The sequence below is a fragment of the Gammaproteobacteria bacterium genome, assembly GCA_019748175.1.
Classification (GTDB): Bacteria; Pseudomonadota; Gammaproteobacteria; order JAIEPX01; family JAIEPX01; genus JAIEPX01.
Genome location: JAIEPX010000012.1, coordinates 151,632 through 163,442, shown reverse-complemented (window position 1 = coordinate 163,442; position 11,811 = coordinate 151,632). Strand labels below are relative to the sequence as shown.

Annotated in this window: 9 protein-coding genes; 7 read left to right on the top strand and 2 right to left on the bottom strand. The window is 39.9% G+C overall.

Annotated features, from left to right (window positions below; translation table 11 throughout):
- Nucleotides 1-85 precede the first annotated feature (85 nt).
- From K2X50_06880 to K2X50_06860, 5 genes are all read left to right on the top strand, one after another.
- Nucleotides 86-709 (top strand): outer membrane beta-barrel protein, encoded by a 624-nt coding sequence (locus K2X50_06880; GenBank protein ID MBX9586966.1) that lies wholly within the window; start codon nucleotides 86-88, stop codon nucleotides 707-709.
- A gap of 369 nt (nucleotides 710-1,078) precedes the next feature.
- Complete coding sequence (locus tag K2X50_06875) at nucleotides 1,079-1,471, top strand: ester cyclase (protein ID MBX9586965.1); 393 nt, start codon at nucleotides 1,079-1,081, stop codon at nucleotides 1,469-1,471.
- Nucleotides 1,472-1,764: 293 nt separating this feature from the next.
- Nucleotides 1,765-2,577 (top strand): segregation/condensation protein A, encoded by an 813-nt coding sequence (locus K2X50_06870; GenBank protein MBX9586964.1) that lies wholly within the window; start codon nucleotides 1,765-1,767, stop codon nucleotides 2,575-2,577.
- On the top strand, nucleotides 2,558-3,616 hold the full coding sequence (scpB, locus tag K2X50_06865; GenBank protein ID MBX9586963.1) for an SMC-Scp complex subunit ScpB: 1,059 nt from the start codon (nucleotides 2,558-2,560) through the stop codon (nucleotides 3,614-3,616). Before K2X50_06870 ends, scpB begins: the two co-directional genes overlap by 20 nt.
- Nucleotides 3,616-4,368 (top strand): pseudouridine synthase, encoded by a 753-nt coding sequence (locus K2X50_06860; GenBank protein MBX9586962.1) that lies wholly within the window; start codon nucleotides 3,616-3,618, stop codon nucleotides 4,366-4,368. The genes scpB and K2X50_06860 overlap by 1 nt, the downstream gene beginning before the upstream one ends.
- Before the next feature lie 33 nt (nucleotides 4,369-4,401).
- Here the strand turns inward: K2X50_06860 and K2X50_06855 are convergent, their stop codons facing one another.
- Together K2X50_06855 and mutS are read right to left on the bottom strand one after the other, a co-directional pair.
- Nucleotides 4,402-7,425 (bottom strand): ankyrin repeat domain-containing protein, encoded by a 3,024-nt coding sequence (locus K2X50_06855; protein ID MBX9586961.1) that lies wholly within the window; start codon nucleotides 7,423-7,425, stop codon nucleotides 4,402-4,404.
- 95 nt (nucleotides 7,426-7,520) lie between these two features.
- Nucleotides 7,521-10,097: a DNA mismatch repair protein MutS gene (gene mutS / locus K2X50_06850; protein ID MBX9586960.1), complete on the bottom strand. Its 2,577-nt coding sequence runs from the start codon at nucleotides 10,095-10,097 to the stop codon at nucleotides 7,521-7,523.
- Nucleotides 10,098-10,247: 150 nt separating this feature from the next.
- Between mutS and recA the strand changes: the two genes are divergently transcribed.
- Together recA and K2X50_06840 are read left to right on the top strand one after the other, a co-directional pair.
- Nucleotides 10,248-11,291, top strand: a complete 1,044-nt coding sequence (recA, locus tag K2X50_06845) for a recombinase RecA (GenBank protein MBX9586959.1) — start codon at nucleotides 10,248-10,250, stop codon at nucleotides 11,289-11,291.
- A gap of 49 nt (nucleotides 11,292-11,340) precedes the next feature.
- On the top strand, nucleotides 11,341-11,769 hold the full coding sequence (locus K2X50_06840; GenBank protein MBX9586958.1) for a recombination regulator RecX: 429 nt from the start codon (nucleotides 11,341-11,343) through the stop codon (nucleotides 11,767-11,769).
- Nucleotides 11,770-11,811: the final 42 nt, after the last annotated feature.

Genomic DNA, 11,811 nt, shown 5'->3' with positions numbered 1-11,811 from the left:
TAGTTGTAAAAATAATTATTGTGTGATAGTGTAATTAGGTAAAACTGGATTGTTTTACATAATTTTAATTTAAAAGGAGAAGAGTATGAGTAGCAATAAATTGTTGATTGCCTCAGCTGCATTATTTACTTTAGGCATGTCTATGCCAGCATTCCCACATGGTGATGGTTCTGGAGTATACAATGCTTCAGGAATATACCTAGGAGTTCAAGGCGGGTACACACGCTCTCATTATGATCTCGACGCTTTTCTAAGCAAAGATTTCAGAAAAGATGAACTTGCGGGTCGTGCATACGTAGGATATCAAATTAATCCATTTCTTGGAGTAGAGACTGGCTTCACGATGATAGCGGGTACAGAATTACCTGATAACTTTGGTGATGTCAAAACGACGCAGTTGGATCTACTTTTAAAAGTAGGTATGCCTTTTGGCGATACTGGCTTAAGAGCTGATTTGAAAGCGGGTGCTGCACACGTGAAGTGGAAATTTGATGCTAATGATGTTGCTGAATCTGTTGGGTTAAATGATGTATCTAACTGGAAAATCAGACCTGTTGCTGGCGCTACCGTCAGTTATTATTTCAACAGGAATATTGCCATAGATGCTTCATACATCCACGTTTTTGGTGATCCTGAGAGCTCACATTTTGGTACGCCAACAGTTGATCTAGCGATGCTAGGTGTTAGCTTTTTGTTCAGCGTTTCATAAAGTGAGTCATTTATGACAGGGCTGTTAAAGACAATTATCAAGGAATGTGTCTAGGGATCAAACCTCAGTTTGATCCCTAGCATATATTAGCTTTCTAGAATATTAATTAATCCACCAGTCGTTTTTTCTGTATACAATATGATGTTCCATTCTGATGTACTCCGAACAATGAAACTTAGAGATGCTACTCATGAGCTCTAGCATGTGTGGGACTGCATTTCATTGATCTTGACTTAGAGCTGCAAATCATTAAACATAAGAATATCAATTTAACTGAATCGATTTTCGTTAGAGGCTATTTTAATGTCGCATGCGTTTTACAAAATTATATTCACTTTCGTAATTTTGCTCTTAATAGGAGGTATTGTTATGGCAATTAACGCCACTTCACACGCTAATACATCGAATTCTGAGAGTAATAAAACGATAATGCAATCCTATTTTTTAGATATGTGGAACAATAAAAATACTGCTTTGATCAAAAAACTCGTTGCAGATAATTACACGCATCATTCATCTGATGGAAAGATTACTCATGGAAGAGAGCATGTCGAGAATGTTGTTGAAAAAGTATACAAGGCATTTCCTGATATTCACTGGACCATTAAATTAATGGTCGCTGATAATGAGATGGTAGCAACTTATATTGAAGGTGATGGAACTCAAGTGAGCGATGGTAAAAAAGTCCACTTTAAAGAAGCATTTTATCATCGAATTGAAGATGGAAAAATTGTTGAAGGTTGGGCTCTACCTGTTAAGTGAAAAATATGTAAATGAAAAAGAACGATGATCTTAGCGATAAGCATGCGGTCTTCATCAACAGTAGGCTTCTGCACCAGCTAAGAGTAATTGGGTTGCAAGGCCCGCCTCAAAGCTCTGTTTAGCCCTAAAGCAGGGCCAGACCTGACCTAAGCCTGTGTTTTTAGCAAATCCCCGTGGTAATATCACGTTTAATGGTCAATTAGCTATAGAAAGTCAAGCCAGATCAGAGGTTTTCTATTGAGGCTCACCTCTAGCACTGGTATGATGTTTGTTTACTTTTTGGTGGTATAGAGATGACAATAGACCTTGAGAACGAGCAGCTGCAAGCCGAAGATCCTATTGCGCTGGTTCGGGGTGAAGCTTACACAGCTTTACCCAAGGATCTTTACATCCCACCAGAAGCTCTGCAGGTGATTTTGGAATCATTTGAAGGCCCTCTAGACCTGCTGTTATACCTGATTAAGCGCCAAAATCTCGATATTTTGGATATCCCTGTCGCTGAGATTACCCGTCAATATGTATCGTATGTTGAGCTTATGCATATTATGAATTTTGAGTTGGCGGCTGAATACCTCGTGATGGCCGCTATGTTGGCTGAAATCAAATCTCGAATGCTGTTGCCTCGGTCAGCCGAAGATGCGGCAGATAATGAAACCGATCCTCGTGCAGAATTGGTTCGACGTTTGCAAGAATATGAACGATTTAAGCGAGCAGCTGAAAATATCGATAATCTCGAACGAATGGACAGAGATTTCTTCCCAATCAGCGCAGTCGATTCGGGTGAAATTTCAGCTCCTATGGCGTTGGGGCAAGTCGATTTAAAAGAATTATTAGCAGCGCTGGTCAAAGTCTTTGAACGTGCAAAATTAAATGCACATCATCATATTGAAAAAGAGGTATTATCACTACGCGAACGAATGTCTGATATTTTACACAAAATCAGATCTGATGAATTTACACGTTTCAGTGATCTTTTTGATTGCTCTGAAGGTCGGTTAGGTGTGGTAGTGAGTTTTATTGCAGTTTTGGAATTGTTAAAACAATCAATGATTGAAATTGTTCAAGCTGAGCCTTTTGCTCCAATTCATGTTAAGGCAGTTGCATAGGAGAATTCTGGTGGAATTATCGGTAGATCAAATTAAACGAATTATAGAAGCATCACTGTTGATGAATCGTGAACCACAGCCAGCGAAAAAGATCGCTGAATTATTTACACCTGAAGAAAATGTGAATGAACGTGCAATCATTGATACGCTAACAATCTTAGCAGATGATTATCGTGGACGTGGAATTGAATTAGTGGAAGTCGCTACAGGTTATCGATTTCAAGTGTGCGCTGATTTAGCACCGTGGATTCAACGTACGATGGCAGAAAAACCACAGCGTTATTCTCGCGCATTATTAGAAACGCTGGCATTAATTGCTTATCGCCAACCTATCACGCGTGCAGAAATTGAAGAAGTACGTGGTGTTGTTGTAAGCACACAAATTATGCGTACACTCGAAGAAAGAGAATGGGTGCGAGTGATTGGTCATCGTGATGTTCCAGGTCGTCCAGCACTGTATGCGACCACGAAACAGTTTCTAAATGATTTGAACTTGAAAAGCCTTGGTGAATTGCCGACTTTAGCAGAGCTTCAAGATCTTGATAAAATTGACGGAGAAATACAGCAATTAAATTTAGATATTGCAAACCCGCAGGAAAGTACAGCTGAGTTAACTGAATTAACAAATGATCTTGCCCATGAAACACAAGCTTCTGAGGATGCACAACCAGAATCCATATTGGCGGTAGAAAATGATGCTGAAATCAATAACGATGCAGAGGAAGATGAGTTAAATGAGCATTCATTGACTGAAGATAATTTTGAAGAAAATAGTGCTCAACTAGACAGTGAAATGGCGGAAGATGAAATCGAAGTAGAAGTAGAAGAAACTATGAATGAATTAGATGAAGAGGAAGAAGAAATCTTAGCTTCAGATGATTTGCAAGAAGATGATGAGACTGAAATGTCTGATGAAGAACAAGATAGCATTGAAAGAAATAGCGATTTTAATGGATCCACAGAGTTTGATGATAATGAATTAGTTGATGAGGATGAGAAAATGGAAGGCGAGCTTGAATTAACAGAATCTGAATCGTAATGAATACAGAAAAACTACAAAAAGTATTAGCACGAGCAGGTTTAGGTTCACGCCGTACATTGGAAGCATGGATTTCTCAGGGTCGCATTGAAGTGAATGGCACAGTAGCAAAACTGGGAGCGCGAGTCTCAGATCGCGATAAAATTAAAGTGGATGGTCGGTTAATTAAATTTCCTGAGAGTTCTAAAAATCCTCGTGTTTTACTTTATCACAAGCCTGCTGGAGAAGTGTGTACTCGCAAAGATCCAGAAGGACGTGCAACAGTATTTCAAGCGCTGCCCAAATTACCAGGGGGACGTTGGGTTGCTGTGGGCAGATTAGATTATAATACAGCAGGACTACTAATCTTTACGGATAGTGGTGAATTTGCGAATCAATTAATGCATCCTTCGGCAAATTTAGAACGTGAATACGCTGTTCGAGTTTTTGGTGCGATTGACTTAGATATTCTTAAACAATTAAAAGACGGAATTACTTTAGAAGATGGATTTGCAAAATTCGAAAATATTCTTGATGCAGGCGGGCAAGGCTCCAATCATTGGTATCATGTGATAGTCAAAGAAGGCCGCAATCGCATCGTGAGACGACTTTGGGAAGCGCAAGGCATCACAGTCAGCCGACTGATTCGAGTACGTTATGGACCTGTTGCACTTCCAAGACGTTTACCTCAAGGGTCATGGCAAGAGCTAACTCCTAAAGAAATTACGGATCTTTTGAAGTCTCTTAAAGAGTATGTAAAAGAGGATAGTTAGTGATGTATATTCTGGAAACTTAAGGGGGCAGATTTAATATCCAGCACTAAACTCGTTTGTTTGAACATAATCAAGTTGAAAGATACCGTCCCTATCCAACATGGTTTGGAATAATTTAATAGCTTTTGATTGCCAATGTTTTACATTTCTGTTTATATCAAGCCCGTAGAGAAGAGTGTGATCGCGAAGCTCACGAATGAAACTGAGAACAGGTGAATCTTCAGAAATCTTTTCTATAATTGCAAAATATTTGAGTCTTTGATAATAATCTATTAAATTCTGCAGTGATGCTTTTACAAAAACGTGAGCCGGATCACTAAGAATGTAGCGAAATTCATTTTCAATAGCATCTTTCAACTCAGAAAATAATTTTGCATTGAAATCGACATTAGGTGTAGGTCTGATAGTATGAGAAAAAAAGGATCGAGATCTAAGGGGTGATGGTGGGGGTGAAGGTAAAATCGCCACTTTTTCTAGTGATGGGTCCTCGGCCGGTAAGTTATTTGTTTCTTCTTCTGATTCATCTTCACGAGAGACAGCTAAAAAATCTTCTTCAGATTGATCTTCTTTAGATTCATTTTCAGTTTCTTCTTGCGACTTATCTTCAGGAATGGAATGCCCATCTTCATCTTCTGGTTGTGGTGATGGAGATTGAATTTCTTTAGGAGAAAGTTCTTGAGAGGTTGATTGCTTACTATATGAAGAATTTTCTTCATCAACGATGTCGTTTAATTCACTTTCAATAGGGATGATTTGTTCAGGAGCTGGTTCTTCTTGACCCTCTATTTCTGGTGCCATAATTTCAGCTGAAAGTTCAAGGGTACTATCACCTTCTGCTGAATTATTTTGTGTCTCAATATCTTGATGCGTGGCTTTAGGTGAATCTTCTGCAGGAAGAGGAGGAGTAGTGTGACCCTCAGTTGAATTACGTTGTGAGTCAATTTTTGGATCATTCATTTCATGACTGAGTAGAGGAAGGGTAATTTCTACTTCATTTATGTTATGTGGGTCTTGTATTTCGTTTGATTCTAATTCAACCACTACAACAGCATCATCCTGGGGAGTATTGTGCTCTAAATACGTTAGATTTTTCACATCAGTGTGTTCTTGGTTTGTAGCAGCTTCAATCAATTCACGCTTATTCCGATTTTTCTTTTTTTTACGTTTTTTCTTTGTTTTTTGGGGAAAATCCTCAACTACAGGGTTCTCTGAGGGTTTTTCTGGTGCGGGTGGTAGGAATTCGTCAATAATTTTTGCAAGCAACTCATCATTATCTGCGCGTGCGGATTCTGCACTGGGCAATTGATGTCCCATATTGAAGCTATATTCAACAAATGCCCTAACACAAGCTTCAGATTTTAAGAGTTTAGCAATAGTGAAAGGGTTTTCTTTATCATTATTTTGTTTTTTAGGATCAGCTCCAATAGTAAGGAGTTGTGATACAGCTCCTGATTGTTTTTTTCTGCAGGCTACATGCAGTGGAGTGTCGCCTTTTTTATTTTGAGGATCAACTGGAACATGAATATCCGTTATCAAAAAATTGATCGATTTTGTTTTTCCATTCGCACTGGCTGTATGTAGCGGCGTGTTTTCAGTATCTGGTATAAGGCTACTCGTTGAGAGAATGAATTCTTTCCAACGTCTAAGCTCATTAAGTTTCTCATCTTTAATAAGTTTATTGATATGTGTTCGTACTTGTTCTGGGTGAGTTTTAGTCCAATGCTTTTGTAATAACAAATAAATTCGTTCATGTGTATTCTTGTTCTCTTTTCTTGATTTTTGGCTAGCAAAAGCTAAATTAAGTAATGTATATTGATCAGTCAAATTAGCTGCAACGATAGGTTTGATAAAATCTAACTCACAGACATCAATTAATCGCTCAACAATTTCCAGGTATCCTTCATACACGGCGATACTCAACACGCTATGTCCTTTATAATGTCCCCGGGTAGCAACAAAATTACATTTTGCGCCTTCGTCTACCAATTTATTCACGGCAAACAAATTACCCATCCGAGAAGCGATAAATAAAGCTGTTTCGCCATTAGTCACCAAATTGCAATCTACGGTGAAGCAAGATGAATTCAGTAATATTCTGACGATATTATCACGTTCTTTATCGGCCAAACCTTTATAGCCTCTTAATAAAGCCAGAGTTAATGCAGATTCATTGTTAACCGTTATAATATTAGGGTCAACACCTTTTCTTGTCATAAGTGTCAAAAAGTTTTGTGCTGTGGCATATTGAGCTGCCAATAAAAACGGCGAAATACCATCACTCAACTGTGTAGGAGCTAATTCTGGTAGAGATAACAGAAACTGGACTATCTCGTGATGTTTTTCACTGAGTGCACTTCCTAATGCGGTACATCTTCCAAGATTAACTTCTGCCCCGAAGCTCGTTAATAGTTTTACCGCGTCTAGATTACCTGCTTCACAACTAATATAGAGTGGAGTACATCTAGTCTCATCTCTTGAAGTCTCGTTAATATCACCTTTTAGCTCTTTAACAAGAAGATCTAATAAATAGGGATTTTCACAATTCTCACAGGCCATCATGATAATGTTATATCCAAATTTTTTACTACTCTTTTCTACTATGGTAGAATTTGGAGTAAATTTGAATAATTTCAAGTAAAATCTTAAAAAATCGCGTTGTTTTAAGTGTGCTCTATCTTTATCAATATTGGGTTTAATTTTCATAGGAGAAATTAATTTAAGAATAAATCTCATCAATATTTTAGAAAGAGCCCTAAGGCTTATATTTCCGGTGATTTCCTCTTCGACAAGATGATTTATTAATTTATTAAGGCGAGTATCTTTATGAGCTTTTAACTTCGATATTAGTTCAGCAATAGAATTATATTTTTGATTAAATGTTTTTCTGAGTGTTTCAGTGTATATCAAATTAAAATAGTGAATAGTTTTTGCATCTTCATCATCTTCACTCGCTTCTTCAGTTGTAGTCACTTCATCTTCGTCATCGTCATCGCTCTTATTGAGGACTAAGGACGTATCTTCAGTAATTATTTCTTTAGTAACACCATTTTTTTTCATTAGTTTATCTGCCTGTAATTTGAAGTTAAGCGGCCCGACCTAAGTTTGATAAGTTCTTACAGAGCTCGTCAAACTTAGATCGGGCCCCTATATCTTTATACGGAGGTTTTTTCCTCAATTAAATCTATTAATTCATAGATCAAATCCATTGCTGCTCGCGGATTGAGTTGATCTGGATTTACTCGCTGTAATTTAGTAATAACAGGATGTTGTTCCTGTACAAACAAATCACCTTGTTGGGGTTGTAAGGCTTTTTGAGTGATAGTGTGATGTTCAAGATCGCGCAATTTTTGTTTTGCTCGTCGAATCACTGATTGAGGCACACCGGCTAATTGAGCCACATGAATTCCGTAACTTTGATTAGCAGGACCTGGATTCACTCGGTGTAAAAAAACCACACGATCACCATGTTCTACAGCATTCAGATGTACATTGCCGATATTAGTTAAAGCTTCAGGCAATGTCGTGAGCTCAAAATAATGCGTAGCAAAAAGGCAAAGTGATTTATTGTGATTAGCTAAATGTTCTGCTGTGGCCCACGCAAGTGCAAGTCCGTCAAACGTACTCGTGCCCCGACCAATTTCATCCATTAAAACAAGACTATTTTCTGTGGCATTGTGCAATATCGTTGCAGCCTCAGTCATTTCCACCATAAAAGTGGAGCGACCACCTGCTAAATCATCCGCAGCGCCGATGCGCGTAAAAATGCGATCGATGGGGCCAATGCTAGCAAATTCGGCAGGAACAAAACTCCCAATGTGAGCGAGCAAGATGATCAGTGCCGTTTGTCGCATATACGTGGACTTACCCCCCATGTTTGGTCCAGTGATAATTAATAAACTGGTTTTAGGATCAAGTTGAAGATCGTTGGGCACGAAAGGTGAGGAGGCTGTGGTTTCAACAACAGGATGTCGGGCTTCCCTTAATGTAATTCCAGGTTCGTCAGTTAATTGTGGTGCGACATAATTAAGTGTGTCCGCTCGTTCAGCGAGATTAATTAATACATCACATTCTGCGAGTGCGTGAGCGGTAATTTGTAATTCGGGTAAGTGAATTAATAACGTTTCTAGCAGTGCGTCGTACAACATTTTTTCTCGAGCGAGTGCTTTTGATTTTGCACCCAATACTTTTTCTTCGTATTCTTTTAATTCGGGCGTGATATAACGTTCAGCATTTTTCAGTGTTTGTCGACGTAAATATTCTGTGGGAGCTTGCGCGCTTTGTGCGCGAGTCAACTCAATATAATATCCGTGAATGCGATTATATCCGACTTTTAATGTATTAATTCCGGTGCGTTGACGTTCTCGAATTTCAAGTTGCACAAGAAAATCGTTGCTTTCTTCACTGAGTGAACGTAATTCATCCAGTTCTGCATCATAACCGGTTGCGATGACTCCGCCGTCACGAATTACAACGGGAGGATTTTCAACTACAGCGTCTGATAATTGTTGATGTAATGCTGAGTATTCGCCTAATTGATTATGTAATGATTGAATTTTTCGATCTTCAAAATGTGAAAGAGCTTGTTTCAAAGCGGGAAGCACCGCTAATGTACTTCGCAATGTCACGAGATCTCGAGGACGTGCAGAACGTAATGCAATACGTGCACCAATTCTTTCGATGTCGCCGACGGTGTTAAAATGCGATTGAAGAGCGCTAAATTGACGCGTTTCTTTAAAAGTTGCAATGGCACATTGACGTTCATGCAATACAACACGATCTCGTATAGGTCGCAACAGCCAACGTCTGAGTAATCGTGATCCCATTGGAGTTGCAGTTTTGTCGATCACTGAGGCCAACGTAAATTCTTTTCCGCCGGCTAAGTTGTGCACAATTTCTAAATTGCGCTGAGTGGTTGCATCGAGTAAAACACATTGATCACGACGTTCAATTTTCAGCGATCGAATATGGGGTAGAGCACCACGCTGTGTATATTTAACATATTGCAACAATGCGCCTGCCGCACATAATCCGAGTGGATAATCTGCGCATTCAAAACTCGACAGATCTTGTGTGCCAAATTGATCGCAGAGCTGCCGATTTGCGCTTGCTAAATCGAATTCCCATACGGGACGTCGACGTAAACCTTTAAAATGTGCAACGAGTGGTTCGAAAGTATTGTCTTCACTGATTAAAATTTCTGCGGGTTGGAGTCGTTCTAATTCTGCTAAAAGATTCTCTGGCGATACGAGTTGTAAAAGCGCAAAGGCACCGGAAGTGACATCAATGAAACTGACGCCAAAACGTTCCTTGTTGTTGAAAATGGCCACTAATAAATTGTCACGACGTTCTTCGAGCAGGGCTTCTTCGGAAACTGTACCGGGCGTGACAATTCGCGTTACTTGGCGTTCGACGGGGCCTTTGCTAGTAGCTACATCGCCTACTTGTTCACACATGGCAACTGATTCGCCGTGTTTGATGAGTTTCGCCAAGTAGCCATCAACTGCGTGGTAGGGGACTCCTGCCATCGGAATGGGTGTCCCACCCGAATTTCCACGCGAGGTAAGCGTGATGTCTAGTAATTGGTGGGCGCGAAGGGCATCTTCCATGAAGAGTTCATAAAAATCGCCCATGCGATAGAACAATAATATATCAGGGTATTGAGCTTTGATGCGTAAATATTGTTGCATCATGGGAGTATGTTGATTATTGGTGATTTCATCTGATGTCATCATTTTTCCCTAGCGGTTTATCATCAACGTTGGAATAAATCATATCTGAAATTTTTCCTTAATGAAACGAGTAGGAATCTTTTAAATATCGTGGAATAATGGACCTGATAGGTAATAAACTAATTCACAATGAGAGGGGATGAAACTATGATGGATGACAACAAAAAGAAGGCGCTATCCGCGGCGCTGACTCAAATTGAACGTCAGTTTGGCAAAGGATCAATTATGTTGATGGGTGATCCGAGTATCGCTCAAGGCATTGATGTGATTTCTACAGGGTCTTTGGGGTTGGATATTGCGCTAGGAATTGGCGGCTTACCTAAAGGTCGTGTGGTGGAAATATACGGACCTGAGTCTTCTGGTAAAACAACCTTAACCTTACAGGTCATCGCTCAATGTCAAAAAGCCGGTGGAACGGCGGCGTTTGTCGATGCAGAGCACGCGTTAGATCCAGCTTATGCTGAAAAACTGGGTGTGAATGTTGATGAATTGCTTGTTTCTCAACCGGACACAGGTGAGCAGGCACTAGAAATTGCTGATATGTTGGTCCGATCAAGTGCAGTGGATGTTATTGTCATCGACTCGGTGGCTGCCTTAACGCCTAAAGCAGAAATTGAAGGCGAGATGGGCGATCAGCACATGGGCCTACAAGCTCGATTAATGTCTCAAGCATTACGGAAACTCACCGGCAACATTAAGCGCACAAATACCTTGGTGATTTTCATTAACCAAATTCGTATGAAGATTGGCGTGATGTTCGGAAGTCCTGAAACGACAACGGGTGGTAATGCATTAAAGTTTTACGCTTCTGTTCGTTTAGATATTCGCCGGATTGGCGCCATCAAAAAAGGTGATGAAGTTTTGGGAAGTGAAACCAAAGTTAAGGTGGTTAAAAACAAATGTGCACCTCCGTTTAAAGTGGCTGAGTTTGATATTCTTTATGGCGAAGGCATTTCATGGGAAGGTGAGCTGATCGATAAGGGTGTTGAGCACGGGTTCGTAGAGAAGTCAGGTGCTTGGTACAGCTATAAAGGCGAAAGAATTGGTCAAGGTAAAGATAATGCGCGTGTCTTTTTAAAAGAAAATCACGCAATGGCGAAGGAAATTGATGCTGCACTTCGCGCAAAATTATTAGTACCTACTACAAAAACTTCTGCTGCAGCTGAAGTGATTGAAGAGCCCGAAGAAGCATAATTGTAAAGGGAATAGTTGAGTGACGAAATCGTCTTCTGCTTCTGCCGTCATGCTTCGTGCCATGGATTTGTTAGCGCGACGTGAACATTCGCAGTTTGAGTTGGCTCGCAAATTGCGAATGAAAGGTTTTGCCGAAGACGATATTCCCAGGACTCTTGCTTCATTGATGAAAAGTGGATTGCTTTCTGATCAACGATTTGCCGAGCAATATTGTCGAGCTAGAACTCGGCGAGGATTTGGTCCACGAAGAATAGAGCAAGCTTTACGTGAGCGCGGTGTGTCAGAAGAATTAATTGCGCAGACGTTGGGTGATATTCCAAACCAAGATTGGAAAGCATTAGCTCAAAGTACCTGGGTAAAAAAATTTGCAGGCAAAAAGCCCGAAGATTATCTGTCTTGGGCAAAGCAGAAGCGATTTTTGCAATATCGAGGATTTGAGGATGAACACAGTGAATGGTTGTCTTATGAAAATTTATAAAGGTCCTTTGTTTATTTTTAATTTAGTGACAGGGTAGTGCTT

What these genes read in the sequence shown, in the direction of transcription:
- K2X50_06870 (MBX9586964.1), top strand. Translation starts at nt 1,765, where the DNA reads ATGACAATAGACCTTGAGAACGAGCAGCTGCAAGCCGAAGATCCTATT.
- K2X50_06880 (MBX9586966.1), top strand. Translation starts at nt 86, where the DNA reads ATGAGTAGCAATAAATTGTTGATTGCCTCAGCTGCATTATTTACTTTA.
- K2X50_06855 (MBX9586961.1), bottom strand. Translation starts at nt 7,425, where the DNA reads ATGAAAAAAAATGGTGTTACTAAAGAAATAATTACTGAAGATACGTCC.
- mutS (MBX9586960.1), bottom strand. Translation starts at nt 10,097, where the DNA reads ATGACATCAGATGAAATCACCAATAATCAACATACTCCCATGATGCAA.
- scpB (MBX9586963.1), top strand. Translation starts at nt 2,558, where the DNA reads ATGTTAAGGCAGTTGCATAGGAGAATTCTGGTGGAATTATCGGTAGAT.
- recA (MBX9586959.1), top strand. Translation starts at nt 10,248, where the DNA reads ATGGATGACAACAAAAAGAAGGCGCTATCCGCGGCGCTGACTCAAATT.
- K2X50_06860 (MBX9586962.1), top strand. Translation starts at nt 3,616, where the DNA reads ATGAATACAGAAAAACTACAAAAAGTATTAGCACGAGCAGGTTTAGGT.
- K2X50_06840 (MBX9586958.1), top strand. Translation starts at nt 11,341, where the DNA reads ATGCTTCGTGCCATGGATTTGTTAGCGCGACGTGAACATTCGCAGTTT.
- K2X50_06875 (MBX9586965.1), top strand. Translation starts at nt 1,079, where the DNA reads ATGGCAATTAACGCCACTTCACACGCTAATACATCGAATTCTGAGAGT.